The organism is Streptomyces sp. NPDC000348, assembly GCF_042898795.1.
In the GTDB taxonomy this organism is placed as follows: Bacteria; Actinomycetota; Actinomycetes; order Streptomycetales; family Streptomycetaceae; genus Streptomyces.
The window spans coordinates 161525-186916 of the sequence record NZ_JBIAZD010000012.1 but is presented as its reverse complement, the minus strand read 5'-3'; the positions used below and the strand labels follow the sequence as shown (position 1 = coordinate 186916).

19 protein-coding genes are annotated in these 25392 nt (G+C 72.5%); 14 read left to right on the top strand and 5 right to left on the bottom strand.

What is annotated here, in order from left to right:
- Nucleotides 1-82 precede the first annotated feature (82 nt).
- The 3 genes from ACFY3N_RS23955 to ACFY3N_RS23945 all read left to right on the top strand — a co-directional run bounded on the left by ACFY3N_RS23955 (nt 83) and on the right by ACFY3N_RS23945 (nt 4633).
- Entirely contained in the window at nt 83-1930 is a 1848-nt protein-coding gene (locus ACFY3N_RS23955; RefSeq protein WP_390818743.1) for an IucA/IucC family protein, read from the top strand.
- Nucleotides 1825-2556 carry a GNAT family N-acetyltransferase gene (locus ACFY3N_RS23950; protein WP_390818790.1) on the top strand — a complete coding sequence of 244 codons (732 nt, stop codon included), beginning with the start codon at nt 1825-1827 and terminating at the stop codon, nt 2554-2556. Before ACFY3N_RS23955 ends, ACFY3N_RS23950 begins: the two co-directional genes overlap by 106 nt.
- A gap of 64 nt (nt 2557-2620) precedes the next feature.
- Nucleotides 2621-4633 (top strand): ATP-dependent DNA helicase, encoded by a 2013-nt coding sequence (locus tag ACFY3N_RS23945; protein WP_390818742.1) that lies wholly within the window; start codon nt 2621-2623, stop codon nt 4631-4633.
- Nucleotides 4634-4787: 154 nt separating this feature from the next.
- Here ACFY3N_RS23945 and lexA read toward each other — a convergent pair whose 3' ends face one another.
- A complete protein-coding gene (lexA, locus tag ACFY3N_RS23940; protein ID WP_030227721.1) occupies nt 4788-5567 on the bottom strand; it encodes a transcriptional repressor LexA in 780 nt (259 codons plus the stop codon).
- A 527-nt stretch (nt 5568-6094) separates the two neighbouring features.
- On the opposite strand from lexA, the gene nrdR reads away from it, so the two are divergent.
- A complete protein-coding gene (gene nrdR, locus ACFY3N_RS23935) occupies nt 6095-6658 on the top strand; it encodes a transcriptional regulator NrdR (RefSeq protein ID WP_390818741.1) in 564 nt (187 codons plus the stop codon).
- Between the two features lie 164 nt (nt 6659-6822).
- Nucleotides 6823-9717: a vitamin B12-dependent ribonucleotide reductase gene (locus tag ACFY3N_RS23930; RefSeq protein WP_390818740.1), complete on the top strand. Its 2895-nt coding sequence runs from the start codon at nt 6823-6825 to the stop codon at nt 9715-9717.
- Between the two features lie 89 nt (nt 9718-9806).
- On the opposite strand, the gene ACFY3N_RS23925 is transcribed toward ACFY3N_RS23930, so the two are convergent.
- Nucleotides 9807-10340: a TerD family protein gene (locus tag ACFY3N_RS23925; protein WP_390818739.1), complete on the bottom strand. Its 534-nt coding sequence runs from the start codon at nt 10338-10340 to the stop codon at nt 9807-9809.
- A 157-nt stretch (nt 10341-10497) separates the two neighbouring features.
- Here ACFY3N_RS23925 and ACFY3N_RS23920 point away from each other — a divergent pair, with 157 nt between their 5' ends.
- From ACFY3N_RS23920 to ACFY3N_RS23910, 3 genes are all read left to right on the top strand, one after another.
- Complete coding sequence (locus ACFY3N_RS23920) at nt 10498-11103, top strand: YdbC family protein (RefSeq protein WP_390818738.1); 606 nt, start codon at nt 10498-10500, stop codon at nt 11101-11103.
- A gap of 118 nt (nt 11104-11221) precedes the next feature.
- A complete protein-coding gene (locus tag ACFY3N_RS23915; RefSeq protein WP_390818737.1) occupies nt 11222-11881 on the top strand; it encodes a histidine phosphatase family protein in 660 nt (219 codons plus the stop codon).
- 31 nt (nt 11882-11912) lie between these two features.
- Nucleotides 11913-12821 carry an ADP-ribosylglycohydrolase family protein gene (locus ACFY3N_RS23910; RefSeq protein ID WP_390818736.1) on the top strand — a complete coding sequence of 303 codons (909 nt, stop codon included), beginning with the start codon at nt 11913-11915 and terminating at the stop codon, nt 12819-12821.
- A gap of 297 nt (nt 12822-13118) precedes the next feature.
- On the opposite strand, the gene ACFY3N_RS23905 is transcribed toward ACFY3N_RS23910, so the two are convergent.
- On the bottom strand, nt 13119-14666 hold the full coding sequence (locus ACFY3N_RS23905) for an MFS transporter (RefSeq protein WP_390818735.1): 1548 nt from the start codon (nt 14664-14666) through the stop codon (nt 13119-13121).
- Nucleotides 14667-14848: 182 nt separating this feature from the next.
- On the opposite strand from ACFY3N_RS23905, the gene ACFY3N_RS23900 reads away from it, so the two are divergent.
- The 3 genes from ACFY3N_RS23900 (at nt 14849) to ACFY3N_RS23890 (ending at nt 16916) form a co-directional block, all read left to right on the top strand.
- Nucleotides 14849-15472, top strand: a complete 624-nt coding sequence (locus tag ACFY3N_RS23900) for a TetR/AcrR family transcriptional regulator (protein ID WP_390818734.1) — start codon at nt 14849-14851, stop codon at nt 15470-15472.
- 81 nt (nt 15473-15553) lie between these two features.
- On the top strand, nt 15554-16255 hold the full coding sequence (locus ACFY3N_RS23895) for a ribonuclease HII (RefSeq protein ID WP_390818733.1): 702 nt from the start codon (nt 15554-15556) through the stop codon (nt 16253-16255).
- A 67-nt stretch (nt 16256-16322) separates the two neighbouring features.
- Nucleotides 16323-16916, top strand: coding sequence for a hypothetical protein (locus ACFY3N_RS23890; RefSeq protein WP_390818732.1), 594 nt, complete (start codon nt 16323-16325; stop codon nt 16914-16916).
- Between the two features lie 210 nt (nt 16917-17126).
- Here the strand turns inward: ACFY3N_RS23890 and ACFY3N_RS23885 are convergent, their stop codons facing one another.
- Together ACFY3N_RS23885 and ACFY3N_RS23880 are read right to left on the bottom strand one after the other, a co-directional pair.
- Nucleotides 17127-17741, bottom strand: a complete 615-nt coding sequence (locus ACFY3N_RS23885; RefSeq protein ID WP_390818731.1) for a hypothetical protein — start codon at nt 17739-17741, stop codon at nt 17127-17129.
- A gap of 213 nt (nt 17742-17954) precedes the next feature.
- Nucleotides 17955-20120, bottom strand: coding sequence for a RecQ family ATP-dependent DNA helicase (locus ACFY3N_RS23880; RefSeq protein ID WP_390818730.1), 2166 nt, complete (start codon nt 20118-20120; stop codon nt 17955-17957).
- A 139-nt stretch (nt 20121-20259) separates the two neighbouring features.
- Here ACFY3N_RS23880 and ACFY3N_RS23875 point away from each other — a divergent pair, with 139 nt between their 5' ends.
- The 3 genes from ACFY3N_RS23875 to ACFY3N_RS23865 all read left to right on the top strand — a co-directional run bounded on the left by ACFY3N_RS23875 (nt 20260) and on the right by ACFY3N_RS23865 (nt 25377).
- A complete protein-coding gene (locus ACFY3N_RS23875; protein ID WP_390818729.1) occupies nt 20260-21918 on the top strand; it encodes a DUF4192 family protein in 1659 nt (552 codons plus the stop codon).
- A 638-nt stretch (nt 21919-22556) separates the two neighbouring features.
- The gene (locus ACFY3N_RS23870) at nt 22557-23315 is read left to right on the top strand and encodes an NUDIX domain-containing protein (RefSeq protein WP_390818728.1); all 759 of its coding nucleotides are present in this window, start codon (nt 22557-22559) and stop codon (nt 23313-23315) included.
- Nucleotides 23316-23436: 121 nt separating this feature from the next.
- Complete coding sequence (locus ACFY3N_RS23865; RefSeq protein WP_390818727.1) at nt 23437-25377, top strand: ATP-binding cassette domain-containing protein; 1941 nt, start codon at nt 23437-23439, stop codon at nt 25375-25377.
- Nucleotides 25378-25392 lie beyond the last annotated feature (15 nt).

Genomic DNA, 25392 nt, shown 5'->3' with positions numbered 1-25392 from the left:
CCCTCCGGCCGCCGCCCCGTACGGACGGGCTGACGGCACGCAACCCCGCTCCCGTCACCGCACCATTTCCCGAGGACCCGCCTTGCACACGACCCCCGCACCGGCCGACCGCACGAACCCCGTGGTTCCCCACCAGGAGAGGACCCCGTCCCCCACCGAGTGGTCCGGAAGCACCGGCACGAGCCCCCTGGACCACCCCGACCCGCACCGGGCGGCCCAGGCGGCGGCCACGGAGAACCTCCTGCGCTGCTGGGTACGCGAGACCCGCCCGTCCGCTCCGGAGGGTGACACCCTGCGCCTCCCCCTGCCGGCCAGCGGCACGTCCCTGCTCGTCCCCGTTCTCCACTGGTCCCCGACCGGCTGGCACCGCTTCGGACCTCCCCGCCTGGCCGACGCCCCGGCCTCCGCCCCGCCGGCCGACGCCGGCCTGCTCGCCGCCCTCCTCGGCAGGGAGGACGCCGGCCTCCCGGAACCGGCACGTCCGCCGGCGGGCGACGGCACCGACCTGGTCGCGCGCGTCGCCGACTCCGTACGGCGTGTCACCGCCTTCCTCAGCGACCGGCGGGCGAACACGGCCGACCATCCCGACCTCTTCCTCGCCGCCGAGCAGTCCCTCGTCCTCGGCCATCCGCTGCACCCGGACCCGAAGAGCCGCGAGGGCCTCTCCGACGCCGAGGCCCAGCGGTACTCGCCCGAGGTGCGCGGCTGCTTCCCGCTGCACTGGATGGCTGTCGCCCCGTCCCTGCTCGCCACCGACTCCGCGTGGACCGAGCGTGGACGCCCCGTCGCCGCGGCCCGTCTCACCGCGCGTCTCGCGGGCCCCGGGCTGCCGCTGCCCGACGGCTACGCGGCCCTCCCCGTGCACCCCTGGCAACTGCGCCAGGTCCACCACCGCCCCGACGTCAGCGCCCTGCTGGAGGCCGGACTGCTCCGTGACCTCGGCGGCCACGGCGCCCCCTGGCACCCCACCTCCTCCGTACGCACCGTCCACCGGACCGGCGCCCCGGCCATGCTCAAGCTGTCGCTGGGCCTGCGCATCACCAACTCCCGCCGGGAGAACCTCCGCAAGGAACTCCACCGGGGGGTCGAGGTCCACCGTCTGCTGCGCACCGGACTGTCCCAGCGGTGGCGGGCCGCGCACCCCGGCTTCGACATCGTCCGGGACCCGGCCTGGATCGCCGTGGACACACCGGCCGGCGACCCCGTGCCCGGACTCGACGCGGTGATCCGGCACAACCCGTTCCGGCCGCACGACGACGTCGCCTGCGTCGCCGGGCTGCTCTCGCCGCGGCCCCGTCCCGGTGGCCGTACGGCGTCCCGGCTGGCCGAGATCGTCACCCGCCTCGCCGCCCGCACGGGGCGGCCGCCCGGGGCCGTCGCCGCCGAGTGGTTCCTGCGGTACCTGGAACACGTGGTGCGGCCCGTGCTGTGGCTGGACGGAGAGGCCGGCATCGCCCTCGAGGCGCACCAGCAGAACACCCTGCTGCTCCTGGACGCCGACGGATGGCCCGCGGGCGGACGCCACCGGGACAACCAGGGCTACTACTTCCGCGCGTCGCGACGCGCGGAACTCGACGCCCGGCTGCCCGGCATCGGCGAGCACAGCGACACCTTCGTCTCCGACGAGGTCACCGACGAACGCTTCGCCTACTACGTGGGCGTCAACAACGTCCTCGGTCTCATCGGCGCCTTCGGCTCCCAGCGCCTGGCCGACGAACGGCTGCTGCTCGCCGCCCTCCGCCGGTTCCTCACCGAAGTGTCCGCCGGACCGGCCCGGACGCGCAGCACGCTGCCCGCCCATCTGCTGGACTCGCCCGTCCTGCGCTGCAAGGCGAACCTGCTGACCCGGCTGCACGGACTCGACGAGCTCGTCGGCCCGGTCGACACCCAGTCCGTCTACGTCACCATCGCCAACCCCCTGCACGCGTGAGCTCCGACCACATCGACGACTGGGGCCCGGTCCGCACTCCCGCGGGCCTGTTCCGGCTCGTCCCCGTCCGGGTCGAACGGGACCTGCCCCTCCTGTCGCGGTGGATGAACGACCCGGCCGTCGCCGCGTACTGGGAACTCTCCGGACCGCCGGCCGTGACCGCCCGCCACCTGCGGGCCCAGCTCGCCGGGGACGGACACGGAGTTCCGTGCGTCGGCGTCCTGGACGGTACGCCGATGAGCTACTGGGAGGTCTACCGCGCGGACCTCGACCCCTTGGCCCGCCACTACCCGGCCCGGCCCCACGACACCGGGATCCACGTCCTCATCGGCGCCGCCGGCGACCGGGGGAGGGGCCTGGGCAGCGTCCTGCTCGGAGCGGTCGCCGACCTCGCCCTTGCCCGAAGGCCCGCCTCGACGCGCGTCGTCGCGGAACCCGACCTGCGCAACACCGCCTCCGTCACCGCCTTCCTCAACGCCGGCTTCCGCTTCTCGGCCGAGGTCGAGCTGCCCGCCAAACGGGCCGCCCTCATGGTCCGGGACCGCTCCCTGCGCCATCTGACGCAGCGCTCCGTCCCCGCACCGTCCGCCACCCCCCTCCGCCCCGGCCAGGAGTCCCCGCCGTGATCCTGTCTCCCGCCCCCGCCGTGATCGCACGAATGTCAGCGACGGGCCGTAGGGTGGTCGCGCTATGACGAAGCCCTCACTCCACGAACTCCTGCACGCCGCCGTCACCGCCGTCGGCGGCACGGAGCGCCCCGGCCAGGTGGCCATGGCCGAAGCCGTCGCCGAGGCGATCGACGACGGAGCCCATCTGCTGGTCCAGGCCGGCACCGGCACCGGAAAGTCGCTGGGCTACCTGGTGCCCGCGCTCGCGCAGGGGGAGCGGGTGGTGGTGGCGACGGCCACCCTGGCCCTGCAGCGCCAGCTGGTGGAGCGGGACCTGCCGCGCACGGTGGAGTCACTGCACCCGCTGCTGCGCCGCCGCCCGGAGTTCGCGATGCTCAAGGGCCGCTCCAACTACCTGTGCCTGCACCGGCTGCACGAGGGCGTGCCGCAGGACGAGGAAGAGGGCCTCTTCGACCAGTTCGAGGCGGCCGCGCCCACCAGCAGACTGGGCCAGGACCTGCTGCGCCTGCGCGACTGGTCCGACGAGACGGAGACCGGCGACCGGGACGACCTCACGCCGGGGGTGTCCGACCGGGCCTGGTCCCAGGTGTCGGTGTCGTCGCGGGAGTGCCTGGGCGCCACGAAGTGCGCCTACGGCGCCGAGTGCTTCGCCGAGGCGGCCCGCGAGCGCGCCAAGCTGGCCGAGGTGGTCGTCACCAACCACGCCCTGCTCGCGATCGACGCCATCGAGGGGGCGCCGGTGCTTCCGCAGCACGAGGTGCTGATCGTCGACGAGGCCCACGAGCTGGTCTCCCGGGTCACCGGGGTCGCCACCGGGGAGCTCACCCCCGGGCAGGTCAACCGCGCGGTGCGGCGCGCCGCGAAGCTCGTCGACGAGAAGGCCGCCGACCAGCTCCAGACCGCCTCCGAAGGGTTCGAACGGCTGATGGAGCTGGCCCTTCCGGGCCGGCTGGAGGAGATCCCGGAGGATCTCGGCTACGCGCTCATGGCGCTGCGCGACGCCTGCCGCACGGTCATCTCCGCCCTCGGCAACACCCGCGACAAGTCCGTCCAGGACGAGGACGCGGTCCGCAAACAGGCGCTGGCCTCCGTGGAGAGCGTCCACGACGTGGCGGAGCGGATCACGAACGGCTCCGAGTGGGACGTCGTCTGGTACGAGCGCCACGAGCCCCGCGGCGGAGCCGCTCATCGATGGAGCGGGGCCTCCCTGCGCGTCGCCCCGATGTCCGTCTCGGGCCTGCTGCGGGAGAAGCTCTTCACCGACCGTTCCGTGATCCTGACCTCGGCGACGCTGAAGCTGGGCGGCGACTTCAACGGTGTGGGAGCCTCACTGGGGCTCGGTCCCGAGGGCGCCGAGGGCGATGACCTCCCCCAGTGGAAGGGCGTCGACGTCGGTTCGCCGTTCGACTACCCCAGGCAGGGCATCCTCTACGTCGCCAAGCATCTGGCGCGCCCGGCCCGTGACGGTGATCGCGGGGACATGCTGGACGAGCTCACCGAGCTGATCCAGGCGGCGGGCGGCCGCACCCTGGGGCTGTTCTCCTCGATGCGGGCCGCCCAGCTCGCCGCCGAGGAGCTGCGCTCCCGCATCCCGGAGTTCCCGATCCTGCTCCAGGGCGAGGAGACGCTCGGCGAGCTGATCAAGAACTTCGCGGCCGACCCGAAGACCTGCCTTTTCGGCACGCTGTCGCTGTGGCAGGGGGTCGACGTACCGGGTCCGAGCTGCCAGCTGGTGGTCATGGACAAGATTCCCTTCCCGCGCCCGGACGACCCCTTGATGAGCGCCCGCCAGAAGGCCGTGGAGGAAGCCGGCGGCAACGGCTTCATGGCGGTCGCCGCCACCCACGCGGCGCTGCTGATGGCGCAGGGCGCCGGCCGTCTGGTACGCGCCTCGGGCGACCGGGGCGTGGTGGCCGTACTGGACCAGCGGCTGGCCACTGCCCGGTACGGCAGCTATCTGAAGGCCTCACTGCCCGACTTCTGGTACACCACGGACCGCAACCAGGTCAGGAAGTCGCTGGCCGCCATCGACGCGGCGGCGCAGGAGGCGGAGGCCGGGTCGGCGGCGCAGTGAGGGAAGTGGCGTGTTGCGGCACGCCACTCACCGAAGCGGAAACTGCGGTCGGGTCGGTCCGTCCGTCCGGACAGCGCAGGACCCCGGAACCGGCGCAGAGGTCCCGGGGCCCGGTCAGGGGGCGGGGCGGCGTCAGGGCCGGCCCGCGCCGTGCTCAGACGCGTCGCAGAACGGCCACCACCTTGCCCAGAATGGTCGCGTCGTCGCCCGGGATCGGCTCGTAGGCCGCGTTGTGCGGGAGCAGCCAGACATGGCCGTCCTCGCGCTTGAAGCGCTTGACGGTCGCCTCGCCGTCGAGCATGGCCGCCACGATGTCCCCGTTCTCGGCGACCGGCTGGCGGCGGACCGTGACCCAGTCGCCGTCACAGATCGCCGCCTCGATCATGGAGTCACCCACGACCTTCAGCACGAACAGCTCACCGTCACCGACGAGCTGCCGGGGCAGCGGGAAGACGTCCTCGACGGACTCCTCGGCGAGGATCGGCCCACCGGCGGCGATACGGCCGACCAGCGGCACGTAGGACGCGGCCGGCTTGCCCGCGGTGTCCGTGGGCTGCACGGAGGCGGCCTGGTCGGAGCCGCGCACCTCGTAGGCGCGCGGGCGGTGCGGGTCGCGGCGCAGGAAGCCCTTGCGCTCCAGGGCCATCAGCTGGTGGGCCACGGAGGACGTGCTGGAGAGGCCGACCGCCTGGCCGATCTCGCGCATCGACGGCGGGTAGCCGCGGCGCTGCACGGAGTCCCTGATGACCTCGATCACCCGGCGCTGGCGGTCGGTGAGTCCGGAGCTGTCCGCCCGGATGCCGGGAGGTCGGCCCGGCAGGGAGCGCTTGTGCCCCTCGGGATTCGTGGCTTCGTTCATCGCGTGCACCGGCTCGATCCGGCCCTGGGGGCGGTCCTGGGCAGTGATGGCGGCACTGTCTGCGGTGGTGGTCACGTCGGCCCCTCTCGATGGTCTCCCTGCAGCACAACGGTAGTTGCTTTCGAAAGGTTGCGCCAAACACACGTTCGAGTGAAAAAACGCGAATCGCCGTACGCAATCTCTCGCCGAGGTGTATTGGTCGCCACGTTTCCTGCCGGACAAACGGGCCAATTGTTGTATTGTTCACCGCCGGGGTGATGACCTCGCGGCCGCGGACCTCAGTCTGCCATCGGGTGCCTCCAGGGGTGTGGAGCGGCCCCCGCTCTCCCCGGGAGTCGCACATCCCCTCCCCGTCTCCGGCGCGGCCTCCCCCGTCCCGCGGTGTCCGGCGTACCCTGCCCGCCCTGACGCGTGCGACACGCGTGCAGTCATGGATGTATGAGCCAATCCCCACATCTAGTGGTTGGATTGCGGCAGCAGCCCAGAAGTTGTGGTCCCCCCGGTCTTCGGGCCTTCCGCGATCGCCTATGCTGGTGCTGCTTCGTGAGGCCCAAGAGATCTCGTGAGGCCATTGAGTCTGCTGTGAGGAGGGTTGGGAGTTCATGCACTGCCCCTTCTGCAGGCACCCCGACAGCCGTGTCGTCGACAGCCGTACGACCGACGACGGCACGTCGATCCGCAGGCGCCGCCAGTGTCCGGACTGCTCCCGTCGTTTCACGACCGTGGAGACGTGTTCGCTCATGGTGGTCAAGCGGTCCGGAGTCACCGAGCCCTTCAGCCGCACCAAGGTCATCAACGGCGTGCGCAAGGCGTGCCAGGGGCGGCCCGTCACCGAGGACGCCCTCGCCCAGCTCGGGCAGCGTGTCGAGGAGGCGGTGCGGGCCACCGGGAGCGCCGAGCTGACCACCCACGACGTGGGGCTGGCCATTCTCGGCCCGTTGCAGGAACTCGACCTCGTCGCCTATCTGCGGTTCGCGTCCGTCTACCGGGCGTTCGGCTCGCTGGAGGACTTCGAGGCCGCGATCGCGGAACTCAGGCGGGCGGAGCGGCCCGCCGCGGGCGACGGCGGCGGGGACGGCGAGGGTGCCGGCCCGGGGGGCCGGGAGGACGACAGCGGGTCCGGCGGGGCCGTCCAGGTCCCCGAACCCGCTTCCGCCGCCGACTGACCGGCGGGCCGGCCCGGCACGCCGATGCGGGGACCGGCCGGGCGGCGGCGATGAGAAGACCTGTTGCGGGCAGATGAGTGGGTGCCCGCAGCACCAGACAGAACACCGTGCCACGGGAACATTCGGGGCACTTCAGGGCGTTTTCGCCCGTACAGGGAGGCGGCATGACAGAGACGGCGAGCGGTCCGGCGCGGAGTCCCCGAGCCAAGAGCAACAAGGCCGGCAAGGGACTGCGTGTCGAGCGCATCCACACCACTCCCGGAGTCCACCCGTACGACGAGGTGGCCTGGGAGCGCCGTGACGTCGTCATGACCAACTGGCGCGACGGCTCGGTCAACTTCGAGCAGCGCGGCGTCGAGTTCCCCGACTTCTGGTCGGTGAACGCGGTCAACATCGTCACCAGCAAGTACTTCCGGGGCGCCGTGGGCACCCCGCAGCGCGAGACCGGCCTCAAGCAGCTGATCGACCGCATCGTGAAGACGTACCGGAAGGCCGGTGAGGAGTACAAGTACTTCGCCTCGCCCGCCGACGCCGAGATCTTCGAGCACGAGCTGGCGTACGCCCTCCTGCACCAGATCTTCAGCTTCAACAGCCCCGTGTGGTTCAACGTGGGCACGCCCCAGCCGCAGCAGGTCTCCGCCTGCTTCATCCTGTCCGTCGACGACTCCATGGAGTCGATCCTCGACTGGTACAAGGAAGAGGGCATGATCTTCAAGGGCGGTTCCGGCGCCGGCCTGAACCTCTCCCGCATCCGCTCCTCCAAGGAGCTGCTGTCCTCCGGCGGCAACGCCTCCGGCCCGGTCTCCTTCATGCGCGGAGCCGACGCCTCCGCCGGAACGATCAAGTCCGGTGGCGCCACCCGCCGCGCGGCCAAGATGGTCGTCCTCGACGTGGACCACCCGGACATCGAGGACTTCATCGAGACCAAGGTCAAGGAAGAGGAGAAGATCCGCGTCCTGCGCGACGCGGGCTTCGACATGGACCTGGGCGGCGACGACATCACGTCCGTCCAGTACCAGAACGCCAACAACTCGGTCCGCGTCAACGACGAGTTCATGCAGGCGGTCGAGCAGGGCGGCAAGTTCGGCCTGCGTGCCCGGATGACCGGCGAGGTCATCGAGGAGGTCGACGCCAAGGCGCTCTTCCGCAAGCTCGCCGAGGCCGCGTGGGCCTGTGCCGACCCGGGCATCCAGTACGACGGTGTCATCAACAACTGGCACACCTGCCCCGAGTCCGGCCGGATCACCGCGTCGAACCCGTGCAGCGAGTACATGCACCTGGACAACACGTCCTGCAACCTGGCCTCGCTGAACCTGATGAAGTTCCTCAAGGACGACGGCCAGGGCAACCAGTCGTTCGAGACCGAGCGCTTCCAGAAGGTCGTCGAGCTGGTCATCACCGCGATGGACATCTCGATCTGCTTCGCGGACTTCCCGACCCAGAAGATCGGCGAGAACACCCGCGCCTTCCGCCAGCTCGGCATCGGCTACGCCAACCTCGGCGCCCTGCTGATGGCGACCGGCCACGCCTACGACTCCGACGGCGGCCGCGCCCTCGCCGGCGCCATCACCTCCCTGATGACGGGCACGGCGTACCGGCGCTCCGCCGAACTCGCCGCGATCGTCGGCCCGTACGACGGCTACGCCCGCAACGCCGACGCCCACAAGCGCGTCATGAAGCAGCACGCCGACGCCAACGGCACGGCCGTACGCATGGACGACCTGGACGGCCCGGTGTGGGCCGCCGCCACCGAGGCCTGGCAGGACGTGGTCCACCTCGGCGAGAAGAACGGCTTCCGCAACGCCCAGGCGTCCGTGCTCGCCCCGACCGGCACCATCGGTCTGGCGATGTCCTGCGACACCACCGGTGTCGAACCGGACCTGGCGCTGGTGAAGTTCAAGAAGCTGGTCGGCGGCGGCTCGATGCAGATCGTCAACGGCACCGTCCCGCAGGCCCTGCGCCGCCTGGGCTACCAGGAGGAGCAGATCGAGGCGATCGTCGCCCACATCGCCGACCACGGCAATGTGATCGACGCCCCCGGCCTCAAGCAGGAGCACTACGAGGTGTTCGACTGCGCCATGGGCGAGCGCGCCATCTCCCCGATGGGCCACGTCCGCATGATGGCCGCCATCCAGCCCTGGATCTCCGGCGCCATCTCCAAGACGGTCAACATGCCGGAGACGGCGACCGTCGAGGAGGTCGAGGAGATCTACTTCGAGGCCTGGAAGCTCGGCGTCAAGGCGCTCGCCATCTACCGCGACAACTGCAAGGTCGGCCAGCCGCTCTCCGCGAAGACCAAGGAGAAGGAGAAGGCCGAGGTCACCGAGAAGGCCGAGGAGACGATCCGTGCCGCGGTCGAGAAGGTGGTCGAGTACCGCCCGGTCCGCAAGCGCCTCCCGAAGGGCCGCCCCGGCATCACCACCTCCTTCACGGTCGGCGGCGCCGAGGGCTACATGACCGCCAACTCCTACCCGGACGACGGTCTCGGCGAGGTCTTCCTGAAGATGTCGAAGCAGGGTTCGACGCTCGCGGGCATGATGGACGCCTTCTCCATCGCCGTCTCGGTGGGCCTCCAGTACGGCGTGCCGCTGGAGACGTACGTCTCGAAGTTCACCAACATGCGCTTCGAGCCGGCCGGTATGACGGACGACCCGGACGTGCGGATGGCGCAGTCGATCGTCGACTACATCTTCCGCCGCCTGGCGCTGGACTTCCTGCCCTTCGAGACCCGCTCCGCGCTCGGCATCCACTCCGCCGAGGAGCGTCAGCGCCACCTGGAGACCGGTTCGTACGAGCCGTCCGACGACGAGGTCGACGTCGAGGGCCTGGCCCAGTCGGCGCCGCGGGCCCAAGAGCTGAAGGCGGTCGCCACGCCGAAGGCCGAGGCCGAGGTGGCCAAGCCGGCCCCGAAGCAGGCGCACACCAGCGCCGAGCTGGTCGAGATGCAGCTGGGCATCCAGGCCGACGCCCCGCTGTGCTTCTCCTGCGGTACGAAGATGCAGCGGGCCGGTTCCTGCTACATCTGCGAGGGCTGCGGCTCGACCAGCGGCTGCAGCTGACGCGTTCGGGCACTGCCCGGGTGCGAAGTAACGGCTGAGGGCGGTGGTGCCGGTGTTCCGGCGCCACCGCCCTCAGCCGTTCCCGTGGATCAGGCCCGGCGCGACGCCCCCATCGCACGGGTGAAGGTCGCCGGGTCGCCCTCGAACCCCTGGACGCCGGCGCGGAACTCCCAGGGCCCCGACCCGTCCCGGACGAACTCCGCGACCGTCGCCGCCGTGGCCCCGAGGACACCGCCGAAGTCGTCCTCGGCCAGCACGGTGTACCCCTCGCGGATGCGCAGACCGGGGTTGCCCACCCCGGAGAACGTCCGCCGCCCCTGGTGCTGCTGTATGACGACGCCGACCACCACGCGCGCGTACCGCTGGTCGAGCCGGTCCAGTTCCAGCGTCATGACCTCGTCGTAGCCGAAGCCCTGACCGTCCTGGCTGTCCCGGTTGAGCGTGATGGTGCCGTCGGGGGAGCGACTGTCGAAGTGCACCACGTAGGCGGGAGCGCCGTGCGGTTCACCCGCCGGATAGGGCGCGGCGACGAGATCCAGGTCGGTGGAGGGCCGCCCCGACGGACTCGGGTCCCACCTCAGCGCGATCTCGACCTTGCGGATGCCCTTGTTGAGCCCGTTCACCAGTCTTCCCCTTCCCCGTGACAGTCCTGCCCGCTCACCCCAACTGCCGGATCCTCCCGACAGGTTGTCCATCCTGCCACGCGCGTGGTGGCGGACGCCGGTAAGCAGTCACTCCGGGAGTGACCGGTGCCGTGCTCCCTGGCCTTACGATGGCGCGGTGCTGGTCAAGTGGATTCGCTGCACCGTGGTGGACCGCCGCGGGTTCGAGCGGGGGCAGCGGAAATGGGCGGGGCTTCTGGGGGAGCCGGGGTTTCGCGGGCAGGGCGGGGGATGGAGCCGGGGGCGGCCGGACGTGGCGCACGTCTTCTCCTTCTGGGAGAGCCGCGCCTTCTACGACTCGTTCATGGCCCGCTCCCACGACCGGCTCGCCTCGGCCCAGTCGGGCACCTTCAAGGACGCCCAGGTCAGGCTCTTCGACCACCGCTTCGACGTGAAGACCGGATTCGAACCGCGTTTCACGGACGCCGACCTGCTCAGGGTGGCGCTGTGCCGCGTGCACGAGGAGCGGTCGGAGCACTTCGTGCTGATGCAGGAGAAGGTCTGGAACCCGGCCATGGCCGGCTCGCCCGGCATGGTCCGGGGACTGTTCGGAGAGGCGCCCGGGCACGAGTTCCTGGTGCTGTCGATGTGGCGGTCGGCCGCCGAGCACGGCAAGTACCGCACCGAGCGGGTGGAGCGCCTCGCGCTGAGGGCGCAGACGGAGGCCGACGTCGCGGCCCTCGCGGGGGACATCGTGGAGATGGAATCGGCCTGGACGGTGTGACGTTCGGACGCGGAACGGTGCGCGCGGGCGTGACGTGGGGTGCGGGATGTGTGTGACCTACGCCGTACGGGGCCCGCACGAGTGCTCGTCCGGCCGTCACCCGATCTAGGGTTTCGGCATGGCACGACCACGGCGCATCGTCCTTGTCCGGCACGGCGAGTCAACGGGCAACGTCGACGACTCCGTCTATGAGCGCGAACCCGATCACGCCCTGTCCCTGACCGAGCGGGGCAGACTGCAGGCGGAGGAGACGGGCGAGCGGCTGCGGGAGCTCTTCGGCCGTGAGCGCGTCAGCGTCTACGTCTCTCCCTACCGCCGCACGCACCAGACGCTGAGCGCCTTCCGGCTCGACCCGGAGCGGATACGCGTGCGCGAGGAGCCGAGGCTGCGCGAGCAGGACTGGGGCAACTGGCAGGACCGTGAGGACGTGCGGCTGCAGAAGGCCTACCGGGACGCCTACGGGCACTTCTTCTACCGGTTCGCCCAGGGGGAGTCCGGAGCCGACGTCTACGACCGGGTCGGCGGCTTCCTGGAGAGCCTGTTCCGCAGCTTCGAGGACCCCGACCACCCCCCGAACGTCCTGATCGTCACCCACGGTCTGGCCATGCGGCTGTTCTGCATGCGGTGGTTCCACTGGACCGTGGCGGAGTTCGAGTCGCTGTCGAACCCGGGGAACGCCGAGATGCGGATGCTCGTTCTGGGGGAGAACGGCAAGTACACCCTCGACCGGCCCTTCCGACGCTGGCGGGACCCGGAACCCTACGGGATCACCGGGTAGAGAGAGGGGCACCGGATAGAGTGGCAGGGCGATGACCGCTGATTCCTCTCCCGCCGGGCGCCTGGACCGCGCCCTGGCCAGCCTGCGCGGTGTGTCCGTGGGGGACGCGCTCGGCTCCCAGTTCTTCGTGCCGGTGAACTACCCGCTGCTCAAGCGCCGGGAACTGCCGCCGGGCCCCTGGCAGTGGACGGACGACACGGAGATGGCGTGCTCCGTCGTCTCCGTCCTGGCCACGCACCACCGGATCGACCAGGACGCCCTCGCCCGGTCCTTCGCCACGCACCACGACTTCGACCGGGGCTACGGTCCGGCGGTCAACCGGCTGCTGCGGCTGGTCCGAGAGGGCGGTGACTGGCGGGAACTCGCCGCCGCGCTCTTCGACGGGCAGGGGTCGTGGGGCAACGGCGCCGCGATGCGGATCGCCCCGCTGGGCGCCTGGTACGCGGGCGACCCGGAACAGGCCACCCACCAGGCCGAGATCTCCGCCTACCCCACGCATCAGCACCGCGAGGCCGTGGTCGGCGCCATGGCCGTCGCGGCGGCGGCCGCGCTGGTCGCCGCGCCCGGCGGGCCGCCCGGCCCGGAAGCCCTCCTCGACGGGGTCGTCGCGCTGGTGCCCGCGAGGAGCGCGGTCGGCGCGGGGCTGCGCCGGGCCCGCGACATGCTCGACTACGCCGACGCGGCCACCGTCGCCGCCGTGCTCGGCTGCGGACGGCGTACGACGGCGCATGACACCGTCCCCTTCGCGCTCTGGTCGGCGGCCCGGGCGCTGGGCGACTACGAGCGGGCGTTCTGGACGACCGCGCAGGTGGGCGGGGACGTCGACACGACCTGTGCGATCGTGGGCGGCGTGGTCGCCGCCGAGAAGGCGGGGGCGCCGCCCGCCGAGTGGGCCGATCGGGTCGAGCCCCTGCCGGACTGGATGCGGACCGAGGTCTGAGGGCGGGACCGGATGCCGCCCGGCCCGGGGGCGGAGTTCAGAACTCTCCGTGCGTGCCGGGAACTCTCCGTGACGGATCGTCCGTTGTCGGGACGTCCGCTGTGTGAGGCATGGGGCCTGACACGTGTAGATGTGTCCGTCGTGCGGGAGTGGTGTGGGGGAGGGGCCGTGGTGGTCATGGGAGCGTTGTCCGGGGTCCCGCTCGCCCGGATGGGTACGGGCCGGCCCGGCGTTCGCCGGCCGAGTCCGAAGACGTCGGCCGGCGGGTCGCCGGGCCGGCCCCGCGCTGTCCCGTTCTCAGCCCATGCCCGGTCCGGCCGAGCCGGACAGTGCCTCCAGGTCGCTCTTGCGGACCCGGATGACGAACCATGCGGTGGCCAGCGCGAGTACGGCCATCGCGGCAGCGGGGACGAAGGCCGTGGAGATGCCCTCGGTGAGCACCTCGTGGCCCCAGGGAGCGGGCAGCTGGTGCGTCTGGGCGAACTCCGCCTTCTGCTCCGGCGTCCCTTCGGCGAGGAAGCCCGGGATCTGCTTCTCCGCCTCGTCCTTGCTGGCCGTGCCGAACACCGTCGTCAGGAGGGCCAGTCCCACCGACCCGCCCACCTGCTGGGTCGCGTTGAGCAGTCCGGACGCGGCGCCGGCCTCGTGCTGGGCCACCCCGGAGACCGCGGTGAGCGTCAGCGTCACGAAGTTCAGGCCCATGCCGAAGCCGAAGACCAGCATGGGGCCGAGGATGCCGCTGACGTACGAGCTGTCGGAGCTGATCAGCGTCTGCCAGGCCAGTCCGATCGCGGCGAGCGCCGACCCGACGAGCATGAACGGCTTGGGGCCGAACACGGGAAGGAACCGCTGCGACAGACCGGCCCCGAGTGCGATCACGACCGTCACCGGCAGGAAGGCGAGGCCGGCCTCGATCGGGCTGTAGCCGAGTACGTTCTGCACGAAGAGGACGATGTAGAAGAACATGCCGAACATCGCCGCGGCCAGGCTGAGCATGATCACATACGTGCCCGAGCGGTTGCGGTCGGCGAACATCCGCAGCGGGGTGATCGGCTCCTTGGCCCGGGACTCGATCAGCGCGAAGGCGACCAGCAGGACCGCGGCGGCCACGAAGGAGCCGATGGTCAGACCGTCCCGCCAGCCTTCCTCGGCCGCGCGGATGAAGCCGTAGACGAGCGAGGCCATACCGGCCGTCGAGGTCACCGCGCCCGCGATGTCGAAACGGCCGGTGTGCCGCTCGGACTCGTTGATGTACATCGGTGTGAGGACGGCTATCAGCAGACCGATCGGCACGTTGACGAAGAGCACCCACCGCCAGTCGAGCCACTCGGTGAGCATGCCGCCCGCGAGCAGGCCGATGGCGCCGCCGCCCGCGGAGACCGCGGCGAAGATGCCGAAGGCGCGATTGCGCTCGGGTCCCTCCGGGAACGTGGTGGTGATGAGCGCCAGCGAGGTGGGCGAGGCGATGGCGCCGCCCACACCCTGCAGGACGCGCGCGGCCAGCAGTTGCCACGGTTCCTGGGCGAATCCGCCGAGCAGCGAGGCGAGGGTGAACAGCAGGATGCCGGTCATGAAGACACGGCGGCGGCCGAGGATGTCGCCGGCCCGGCCACCGAGGAGCAGCAGGCCGCCGAAGGTCAGGGTGTAGGCGCTGATCACCCAGGTGAGGTCGGTGGTGCTGAACTCGAGAGCGTTCTGGATGTGCGGCAGCGCGATGTTCACAATCGTCGAGTCGAGTACCACCATGAGCTGGCAGGCCGCGATGACGGTGAGCGCGATGCCGGGACGGCCGTCCCGACGGGCCGCACCTGGCTTCTGGTTCTGGATCAAAGGAGAGGTTGTCACTATGGGTCCCCCACGAGTGCGTCAGTGAACGCTCGCGTTCACTGTTGCGCCAACGGTATGAGTCCCCGACAGTGAACGCAAGCGTTCCTTAACGCGTTGTCGCTCGGCGTGTCCCCCTCAGTCGCCGCGCGGCATGCGCTTCATCCCTGAATGTCCGCTTCCTCTGCTCGCTGGAGAGTCAGATGGTTTCTTCGAGCTGGGTGGCCGCCCAGGACCGGACGGCCGCGTCCCGCCGCCGCGGTGCCGTGCTGGAACGTGCGATCCTCGATGCCGCCCTGGAGCAGCTCAGTACGGTCGGCTGGAACGGCCTGACCATGGAGGGCGTCGCCGCGGGCGCCCAGACCGGGAAGGCCGCCGTCTACCGGCGCTGGCCTTCCAAGGAGGATCTGGTCGCGGACGCGTTGCGGGCCGGGCTGCCGCGTCTCGACACGGCACCGGATCTGGGCAGCGTCCGCGAGGACCTGCTGCACCTGTGCCTGCGGGCGCGCGACGCGATGTTCTCCCAGCCGGGGTGCGCTCTGCGCTCGGTCATTCACGAATGTGACACGCTCCAGGCCGAACGCTTCCACGCCGTCATCCTCGACGGAGTCGTGGAGCCCACCATCACGATGCTGCGTGCCGTGATCGAGCGTGGAATCGAGCGGGGGGAGGTGCGGGCCGACGCGGCGAACGGATATGTCTTCGACGCCATTCCGGCGATGATGATGTATCGCTCGAAGATGTGCGGCAGTGAATGGTCGGACGCCGATCTGGAGGAGATGATCGACCAGTTGATGGTTCCGCTGCTGCGGCCGGCCGGCTCCTGACCGGGGTTTCCGCGAGCCGCCGGCGCCGCTCGGGGACCGGGGTGTCGTGGGCCGTCGCGGGCGGCGTACGCTAAGGGCGCCATGCCGTACGAACCACCTACTCACACCGTCGAGCGCTCTCTGCGCGCCACGACCGGGGCGAAGATCGTTGCAGGTGTCGACGAGGTGGGGCGCGGCGCGTGGGCCGGCCCTGTCACCGTCTGCGCGGCGGTCACCGGACTGCGCCGGCCCCCGGAGGGCCTCACCGACTCCAAGCTCCTCACCGTCAGGCGGCGCACCGAGCTCGCCGAGACGTTGCGGAGCTGGGTGACCTCGTACGCCCTGGGGCACGCCTCCCCCGAGGAGATCGACGCCTTGGGGATGACGGCCGCGCTGCGGCTGGCGGCGGAGCGTGCGCTGGGGGAGCTGCCGGTCCGGCCGGACGCGGTGATCCTCGACGGCAAGCACGACTATCTCGGCACGCCCTGGAAGGTCCGTACGGTCATCAAGGGCGACCGGTCGTGCGTGGCCGTCGCGGCGGCCTCGGTGATCGCCAAGGTTCAGCGCGACAAAATGATGGCCGAACTGGGCGTCGACCATGCAGACTTCGGTTTTGCGGACAACGCCGGGTATCCGTCGCCCGTGCACAAGGCCGCACTGGAGGTTCGGGGACCCACTCCGTACCACCGGTTGTCGTGGGCGTATCTTGATGCGCTGCCCCAGTGGCGGCACCTCAAGAAGGTCCGCAGCTGGACAGAAGGGCGCGTTCCGGAAATCGAGGGTCAGCTCGGCTTCGACTTCTGACGGACCGCTCGCACTCATGTGCCACCCGGCGGCGCGAGCCGTACGAACGTTTGATAAAAATCAGCTCATGCCTCTCATTCCCGAGGAGCCTCAGATTCACGAGAGTGCCCAGGGTCCCCGCATCGCGCCGACCCCTCGCCCCGTACCCGGTCCCCGCCCCGCGGCTCCGTCACGTCCCGGCCGTCCCGGCCCGCCGCGGCCCGCGCCGCCGGTGCAGCGCGCGTCGCGCGAGGCGGCCAAGCCCGTTCCTCCGGGCCCGCCCGCGGCGGCCACCCCGCAGCTCCAGCTGATCCCGTCCTCGGCCCAGGGGGCGCTCGACGCCGCCGAAGAGGCCGTGGACCTGCTGCTGGACTCGGGCCGCGCCCCCGGCGACGTGCTGGTGATCACCACCGGTGACCCGCACCCGTGGGCCACCCACGAACTGTCCTTCGGCGAAGCCTCCTACTGGGCCCAGCACGACGCCGGCGACGACGTCTTCTACACGGACGCCAAGGTCGCCGAGCGCGCCGGTGCGCGGCCCGTCGTCGTGGTCGCCGTCAACGGAGGCCCGGAATCCGTGGCCGCCTCCGCCCTGTCGGTGGCACACGCCCGGGCCGGCGCCCTGCTGATCGTCTGCGGCGACCCGCAGCGCGTCAACTCGCTGCTGGGCGCGGGAGTCTGAGCCGCTGCCGCGGCGTCCGGCCGGACGCCGCGGTCGCCGCGTCCGCACCACGATCGGGGACCTGGTGCGCCCGGTACCGGAGGGGCCGGTGCTCTTGCGCCGTCGCCGCTTCGGCACCGGGCCGAGTCCGGCGTCGTGCGGACGCGCCGTGGTGCGGTCTGCCCCCGTCACCGGGTGACGCCCGGGTGTCCGGGCGGTGTCTCCGTGGTGTCAGCGTGCCGCCGCGCGGCGCAGAATCTCCGACGCGGCGCCACCCGTGCGCGGTATCCGGGGCGGTGCCGCGGACGTGGCGAACGGTTCCGGTGCCGAGCCGGCGCTGGGGTGGCGGCCGCCGCGCCCCTCGCCGAGGACCTGCCACCCGTCGCGGGTCAGCGTGATGTAGGCCCCGCAGCGCAGCCCGTGCAGGGTGCAGGCGTCCCGCAGCCCCCACATCCACGCGCCGTCCTCCTCCGTCCAGCGCGCGTCGCCGTCGCGGCAGTAGAGCAGCACGGCGGTGCGCACCGGGGTACGACGGCGCAGGTCGTGCGGGATCACCCGGCGCAACTGGTCCAGCAGCACATTGCGGAGCAACCAGCCGTCCGCGGAGGTGGTGCGCCGGGTGAACGACGCGCTCGCCCGCACACGTTCGTCCGGATCGAGCACGGCGACGACCGCGGTCGCCGGACCGGGACGGTGCCGGGCGTGCAGTCCGCTGACGACCTCCCGCGGGCTGCCCAGCAGCGGGATTCCCGCGGCGGCCCACTCCGCGGGTTCGAGCACACGGTTGGCGGAAGCGGCGGACGTCGACAGCGATGCCGCCGAGGACGGAGCGAATCCGAAGGTCACGGTCCTCCCTTCGGCTACGCCCGGACTGCGGGCGGGGTCGGATTCGGGGGAACGCGCACGCAACAGAGCCCTACCTGATCGGCGGGCGAGCCGTGCGGGTGCGTCCTTCAATTCTTCCTGTCGAACTTGGATGCGGCAACGAGCAATTGAGGCGGCGGTCCGGTATCGGGTGTTCCACGGCTAATATCCCCACCCGTTGGGTGGGTCGAACCATCAGCCCTGTACGGCCAGCACCAGCGGCAGTACGCCCTGTGCACCGGCCCGCCGGAGCAGGCGTGCCGCGACCGCGAGGGTCCAGCCCGTCTCCGTGTAGTCGTCCACGAGGAGGACCGGGCCCCGTGCCCCGGCCAGCGCGGCGGCGAGGTCGGCGGGCACGGCCAGCGCCCCGTCGAGGGCCTTGAGGCGCTGGGCGCTGTTGCTCCGGGTGACGGCGTGCGCCTCGCCCGTGTAGGCCACCGACCCCAGCAGCGGCAGCCGTCCGATCTCCGCGATGCGCGCCCCGAGCGACTGGATCAGCCGGGGCCGGCTGCGGGAGGCGAGGGTGACCACCCCCACCGGCCGGGGCTGGGGGTCCGCCACCCCCGGGGCCCAACCGCCGGGTCCCTTGGCCCAGTCGGCCAGCACACCCACCACGGCCCGGGCGACATCGTCCGGCACCGGCCCGTCCGGCGCCTGCGGCGCGAACATCGGACGCAGCCGGTTGCCCCAGCCGATGTCCGACAGACGCCCCAGCGCCATGCCCTGAGCGGCCTGTTCCCCCGCCGGGATGCGCCCCTTGAGGTCCATGCCGATCGACGGAAGCCCGGTGGGCCACATCCGCCGGGGCTCCACCTCGACGCCCGCCCGGCCGAGATCCACGCGGGCCGCTTCCAGGGCGGTCGAGGAGGCCTCGGGGGTGTACCGCGCGCCCGCGCAGTTGTCGCAGCGTCCGCAGGGCTTGGCGCCCTCGTCGTCCAACTGGCGCTGCAGGAACTCCATCCGGCACTCCGTGCTCGCCGCGTACTCGCGCATCGCCTGCTGCTCGGCCTTGCGCTGGCGCGCCACCCACGCGTACCGCTCGGCGTCGTACGTCCACGGCCGCCCGGTCGCGATCCAGCCGCCCTTGACCCGCTGCACCGCCCCGTCCACGTCGAGCACCTTGAGCATGGTCTCCAGGCGGGAGCGGCGCAGTTCCACCAGCGGCTCCAGGGCCGGCAGCGACACGGGCCGGTCGGAGCGCGCGAGGACGTCGAGCGTACGGCGCACCAGGTCCTCCGAGGGGAAGGCGAGCGACGCGAAGTACTCCCAGATCGCCTCGTCCTCCTTCCCCGGCAGCAGCAGCACCTCGGCGTGCCGGACACCGCGCCCGGCGCGGCCGACCTGCTGGTAGTAGGAGATGGGGGAGGACGGTGAGCCGAGGTGCACCACGAAGCCCAGGTCGGGCTTGTCGAAGCCCATGCCGAGCGCGGAGGTGGCGACCAGGGCCTTCACCTTGTTGGCGAGCAGGTCCTCCTCGGCCTGCTGCCGGTCGGCGTTCTCCGTCCTGCCGGTGTACGAGGCGACGGCGTGCCCGCGCTGCCGCAGGAAGGCGGCGACCTCCTCGGCGGCGGCCACGGTGAGGGTGTAGACGATCCCGGAGCCCGGGAGTTCGTCCAGGTGGTCGGCGAGCCAGGCCATCCGGTGCGCGGCGTCCGGCAGGCGCAGCACGCTCAGGCTCAGGCTCTCCCGGTCCAGCGGGCCCCGCAGCACCAGCGCGTCCGACGAGCCTCCCGTGCCCAGCTGTTCCGCGACGTCGGCGGTGACACGGGCGTTGGCCGTGGCGGTGGTGGCGAGGACGGGCACGCCGTCCGGGAGGTCGGTGAGCATGGTGCGCAGCCGGCGGTAGTCCGGGCGAAAGTCGTGCCCCCAGTCGGAGATGCAGTGCGCCTCGTCGACCACCAGGAGCCCGGTCGCGGCGGAGAGCCTGGGCAGCACCTGGTCGCGGAAGTCCGGATTGTTCAGCCGCTCGGGACTCACCAGCAGCACATCGACGTCGCCCGCGGCGATCTCCGCCTGGACGGAGTCCCATTCCTCGCTGTTGGAGGAGTTGATGGTCCGGGCGCGGATCCCGGCTCTGGCCGCGGCCTCCACCTGGTTCCGCATGAGCGCGAGCAGCGGGGAGACGATCACGGTGGGACCGCTGCCCCGGGCCCGCAGCAGCGAGGTGGCCACGAAGTAGACCGCGGACTTGCCCCAGCCCGTGCGCTGCACGACCAGGGCCCGGCGCTTGTCGGCGACCAGTGCCTCGATCGCCCGCCACTGGTCCTCGCGCAGCCGGGCCTCGCCCGAGGCGTCCCCGACGAGACGGGCGAGAACCGCGTCGGCGGCCGTGCGGAGATCCGCGTTGCTCGTGTGCTCCATGGGTCCATACAACAGGACGCCACTGACATGCGGGCGGACCGCGGGGGCAACCCCCGTGGTCCGAAGCCGGTGACATGTCTCTGACCGGACTTATCCACAGGGCGAAGCGGAAGACTGTAATCCGCGAGATCGTCTTCGCATGACGAACCACGGCGAAACCACTGGATCCCCCGAAAACGGTGACATCTCCGGGCGTGACACCGGTTCCCGGACACCCGGCGGCGACGAGGACCGCGCACCGCGTCCGGCGGACATCACCTGCACCGCGTACGACAGCCCTGGCGACGGACAGCAGGTCACCCTGCGCTCACCGGCCGAGCTCGCCGATGCCCTGCCCTATCTGCTCGGCTACCGCCCCGAGGAGAGCATCGTGCTGGTCGCTCTGCACGACAAGGACGGACGGGGCCGGTTCGGCGGCCGCGCCCGCCTCGGTATCCCCGCCAACCCCGACGACTGGCCCTCCGCCGCCCGTCAGCTGGCCCACGGCCTGGTGACGGGCAGCGAGCGCCGGGGCGCCCGGCCCGAGCAGATGGTCGTCTTCCTCTGCCACGAACCGGGCCGGGGCGAATCCGGCCGACAGGTCAAGGAGCGGCTGGGGCCGCTCGCCCGCACCCTGCGCCTGGAGTGCGGCGCCCTGGACATCCCGGTGGTGGAGGCCCTGTGCGTCTCGGACGGCCGCTTCTGGTCGTACTGCTGCGACGACGAGGGCTGCTGCCCGCCCGAGGGGACACCGATGGGCCTGCCCGGCACCTCGGTGCTGGCCGCTGCCGCCACCTACGCCGGGCTCCAGGTCCGCGGCACCCTGCGCGAACTGCGCGCCAGGCTCCAGCCGTGGGAGCACCCCGCCGCCCGGGAACAGGAGGCCGCCCTGGACGCCGCCGGCTCGGCGCTGGTCCCCAGGATCCTCGACGCGGAGGGCCGGCACGAAGTCGCCGAGGAGACACTGGGGCTGGCCGGGCGGATCCTGGCCCGTCTCGCCGACGCCCCGCCCGTGTCCGGCACGCTCCCGGCGGACCTGCGGGACGACGAACTGCTCGGGCACGACGAGGCCGCGTCGCTGATCCTCGGCCTGCAGGACCGCACGACCCGTGACCGCGCGGCCGAGTGGATGGAGGACGACGAGGCGGGCCCGGCCCTTCGCCTGTGGCGCGCCCTGGCCCGCCGCTGCGTCGGAGCGTACGGCGAACACGCCGCGGCACCCCTCACCCTCGCCGGGTGGGTCGCCTGGTCCGCCGGTGACGAACTGGAAGCCAGGGAGGCACTCGCCATGGCCCTGGGCGCCGACCCCGACTACCTCTTCGCCCGGCTCCTGCACCAGGCCTGCAACGAGGGACTCGACCCGGAGTCGATCCGCCGCTGCCTGCGGTCCGGGCGTGAGGACCGTGGGCGGGCGACGTCGGACGAGCCGTCGGACGAGCCCCCGGTCGTGGCCACGGAACCGCGGCAGCGGGGTGGCTGCGAGCCGCCGACCGCCGAACCCGCGGGTGCGGGCCCCGGAGCGGCTCTCCCGCCCCGCCGACGTCGCACCCGTGCGTCCGGCACCGGCGGCGCCCTTCCCCGCCGGGTCCGCGCGCAGGGCGGCCGACCGGGACAGCGGGTTCCGCATCCGCGGGCGTCGGTGGCGACGAGCGCCCGCCCCGCGGCGGGCGGCGGCACGCGCCCGGGCGGCGCGGACGGGAGCGGAACACGTCCCGGTGGCGCGCGCCCCGGTACGGCGGGCCGGAGCGCGGGGCGTCACCGCAGTACTCCGCAGCCGGACACGCAGGCCGGTCGCCGGGGCGGCGACGGGGAGGAGTGAGCCATGGGCGGAGCTGCGCCCCTCGGGCCCGCGGCCCTTGCGGAGGCGTGGCGGACAGGCGGCAGGGGCACTTTCCGTGCGGTCCCCCGCTCACCCCGGACCGCCGTCACCGTGAGGGCTCCCGCCCGGGGTGTGCCCCTGAGACGGGCGGCTCCGTCCACCTGAGCGGTGGGACGCCCGAGCGGGGGGTGCCGCCGTGTCCCACCGGCCTGACCGGAGCCCGCCGGTGACGGGTCCGCGCGGGGCGCACCGAGCAGGGAGAAGGCCTTCCCGCGCACCGCCGTCGCGGGACCCGCGGCCACCGGAGTCCTGTCGCCGACCACGTTCGTGGGATCCGCCCCGGCGCACCGGCCCGGACGGTCACGCTGCGACCGGTGCGCGGCGCCCCGCCGGCCGGGACGGCCCGACGAGGCCGCGCGGGACGGGCGCCCCCTCGCCGTACGGATCGGCCGGCTCGGTCCCGTCCGGGTCGAGGAGGCGGCCGACGGACTCCGGCCGGGAGTCCGACCCGGTGGGAAACGCCCTCATCGGGCGACGGGGAGAGCAGGACGAGGGATCCGCCGGACCGAAGTGGATCAGTTGGCGTCACGGCCGGCGAAGGGAGTGTTTATCGTCAGGCAGACGACTATGATCGCCGCATGCCCTACGACCCGTCAGCCTTTCCGCCCTTCGCCGTCACCGTGGACCTGGTCGTGTTGACCGTACGCCAACATGCCCTGTGTGCGCTGGCGGTACGCCGGGGCGAAGCGCCGTTCCAGGGGCGCTGGGCACTCCCCGGCGGTTTTGTGCGGGCCGACGAGGACCTGGCGCAGGCGGCGGCCCGGGAACTGGCCGAGGAGACGGGGCTGCGGGTGCACGACCCCGCCGCCCCCGCCCAGGACAACGGCGCTCACCTGGAACAGCTCGCCACGTACGGCGATCCCGGGCGCGACCCCCGGATGCGGGTCGTCAGCGTCGCCCACCTCGCCCTCGCCCCCGACCTGCCCGCGCCCCGGGCGGGCGGTGACGCCAGCAACGCCCGCTGGGCGCCCGTCGAGGAGTTGCTCCAGCAGGGCGGTCACGGCCGGGACGGTGAGCCGGTGGCGCCGCTCGCCTTCGACCACGCACAGATCCTGTCGGACGGGGTGGAACGCGCCCGCTCGAAGATCGAGTACTCGTCGCTGGCGACGGCCTTCTGCCCGCCCGAGTTCACCGTCGGCGAGCTGCGCCGGGTCTACGAGGCGGTCTGGGGCGTGGCGCTCGACCCACGCAACTTCCACCGCAAGGTCACGGGCACGCCGGGCTTCCTGGTGCCCACCGGCGGCACGACCACCCGGCAGGGCGGTCGTCCCGCCCAGCTCTTCCGGGCCGGCGGAGCAACCCTGCTCAACCCCCCGATGCTGCGCCCCGAGGTCTGACGCGGGACCACCGGACCGGACCGGACCGGACCGACGGGCCCGGCGGGGTGGTGCCGTTCCCCTGTGCCGACGGGCCGCGAGATGCCCGGAAAACCCGATATGGCGCGCTATCTTGCATCGGGTGATCCAGGCCACCGGACTGACCAGCAGCCCTCGCAAAGAGCTTCCGCCCGCCGTCGACGACGTCTCCTTCGAGGCCCCCGCGGGCCGCGTCACCGCGCTGCTCGGAGCACCGGGCGCCGGCAAGACGACGGCGCTCCGGCTCATGCTCGAACTCCAACGCGGCCGTGGCATCACCTACTTCAGGGGCCGCCCGCTGCACCGCATCCCCCATCCCTCCCGCGAAGTCGGCGTGCTGCTCGGCGATGTGCCGGGCCACCCCGCCCGCACCGTCCGCGGGCACCTGCGCATGCTGTGCGCCGCCGCGGGCGTCCCGGTCCGCCGGGCCGACGAAGTCCTCGAGGCGGCAGGGCTCGTGGGCCTGCGCGACGAACGCCTGGGCACCCTGTCGCGCGGCATGGACCGCCGCCTGGGACTGGCCTGCGCACTGCTGCCGGACCCGCACACACTCGTGCTCGACGAGCCCGCGCGAGGACTGTCGGCTGCCGAGAACCGCTGGCTGTACAGCACGCTCCGGGCTTACGCGGCCCAGGGCGGCACGGTGCTGTGCACGACGGCCGACCCGAAGGAGGCCGCGCGGTTCGCGGACCACGTGGTCACCCTGGAGCGGGGAAGGGTCGTCGCGGACCAGGAGGCGGCGGACTTCTCGCGGACCCGGCTGCGTCCCCGCGTCGCCGTCCGCAGCCCGCACGCCGCCCGCCTCGCCGCCCTGCTCGCACAGGAGGCCCGTGCCACCCGGCGGTCCGTCGAGGCCGTGCACGAGGGCGGCAACCGGCTCCGCGTCTACGGCAGTACCTGCGCGGACGTCGGCGAGATCGCGTTCCGGCACGGCATCGTCGTACACCAACTCGCGGATGAGGTGGGGGACATGGGCCCCGGCGCCGGAACGGGCGAACCGGCGGAGGGTACGAAGGCGGCGTCGGCCGGCGCCGCCGGGGAACCCGTGCGGCCGGAACCCGGCGTGCCCCCGCCCGCGGACGACACGGCACGCGCTCCCGGCCACCGCCCCGGTGCCCCGGACGGGGAAGGTTCCCCCGAGCCCCCGCCCCCGGCGGCCCCGGACGGAACCGCCGCCGAGGACGCCCGGCCGGCCCCCGGAGCCCGCTCGCGCCGGGCCGCTCGCACGCGCGAAGCCGGTGCCGGGCTTCCGCCTCCCGTCTCCGTCCGTCCCGCCCCGAGCCCCCTCCGCCCGCTGCGCTACGAGATCCGCCGCGCCACGGGTGTCGGCACGGGGTTCCTCGTGGGGGCGGCCGTGCTCGTCGTCTCCGCGTTCACCGCCGTACTGCTGGCGCGGGCCGGGCACACCCCGCAGCCGCGCCTGCTGGCCGCGTGGCCGCGGGAGCTGCCGCTGCCGCCCGCGGCGCTCGGCGCGGGACTGCTCGGCGCGCTGGCCTTCGGCGACGAGTTCCGCCACCCCGCGCTGGCGGCGGACCGCGGCACCGTGCCCCGGCGGCTGGGGCTGCTGACCGCCAAACTCCTCGTGGCCTCGGCCACCGCGGTGGTGCTGGCCGTCCTGACCGTCGGGTGCGACGCCGAGCTGCTCCACCTCGTCTACGGGCGGGAGGTCGTCGAGGTTCCCGCCGACTGGCTGCCGCTGAGTACGGGTTGGCTCGGCCTCATGATCGGGTGCGCCTGCGCCGGCGTACTGGCCGCCGGCGTGTTCCGGTCCACCACCGCCGGTCTCGCCGTCGTCGTCGCCGTCCCCCTTCTCGTCGTTCCGCTCGTGCACAAGGTGACGGAAGGCCCGGCGGCGCGCACCCCCGTCCCGCTCGCGTCGCGGCTGCGGGACGGCGTGCCGCTCCGGTGGCCCTTCGGGGGCGAACACCAGCTGGACGCGGTCCTGCGTCTGATCGCCCAACCCGTCGGCGGCGCGCTGGGGTTGTCGCTGGCGGCGCTGCTGTGCGCGTACGTGCTCACCGGTCTGCGAAGCAGAGTTCGATAGTGACCGTCCGCGAAC